The sequence below is a fragment of the Citrobacter sp. Cy070 genome, assembly GCF_030332245.1.
Classification (GTDB): Bacteria; Pseudomonadota; Gammaproteobacteria; order Enterobacterales; family Enterobacteriaceae; genus Citrobacter; species Citrobacter youngae.
The window spans coordinates 1-859 of sequence record NZ_JAOWIG010000019.1; the positions used below are offsets into that span (position 1 = coordinate 1).

General features: G+C 40.3%; 1 protein-coding gene. It reads left to right on the top strand.

Going from position 1 to position 859, the window contains the following annotated elements:
- Positions 1 to 497, top strand: a 497-nt coding sequence (locus OGY19_RS01770) for a hypothetical protein (protein ID WP_286596193.1), incomplete at its 5' end; no start/stop codon positions are given.
- Positions 498 to 859 lie beyond the last annotated feature (362 nt).

An 859-nucleotide genomic window follows, 5' to 3' on the forward strand; every position in this document is an offset into this window, starting at 1 on the left:
CAGCTGATAGAAACAGAAGCCACTGGAGCACCTCAAAAACACCATCATACACTAAATCAGTAAGTTGGCAGCATCACCCCGCTGCCGTACTTTATGATGCTGTCGGTGCTGTCGTAAACGATGAATCTGATATTGATATAATTTTTCGCCTTATGGATATGGAAGGAGAAATGTTGTTTCTCCGCGCAATGAAAAACCTCGGTTGCCAAGAGAATGTTTTTTATTACGCATCTGAATCTGGTGCGGTGCTGACTGCTAACGATGCAACGTTGCTTGAATTTGCTTATAACCTGGGCAAACATATCAGCAATGAGTTCTTTACGCGTTTCTTGCGTAATTCTCAGTTAGCCCGTGAACTCATCGGTAACATCATTCGTATAGGCAACGATGCCCTTAAATTTCCAGATGACGGCCTGAATACAGTATTTGAATGCTGTGTGATGGAGAATTCATCCTGGAAGAACCAAGGCCATTTTAAAGATAACTTTGGTCTTTAAAGCATCTAATTCTTTTAATTAGCTAACACAGAAAAACCCAGTCTTCGGACTGGGTTTTTTTGTATTTTCTGATTTCAAATCATGTAAACAAAACGGATGCACATGAAAATTACTTTTGATTTTTACAGTCAAAACGTTGCCATTTTTGAACTTGTTATTTTAACCCATATGGCAAACTAATCGTAATGCCGTCCGTATTTCTGATAAGGGAGTTTTATGAAGACACTTAAATGTTCTCATAACAGGGCAATGCTTATGCCAGCACACAAAATCCCTGCGGTATTAGGGAAGGTGCGAACAAGTTCCTGATATGAGATCATCATATTCATCCGGAGCGCATCCCAGAGGGACATCATGAGCCA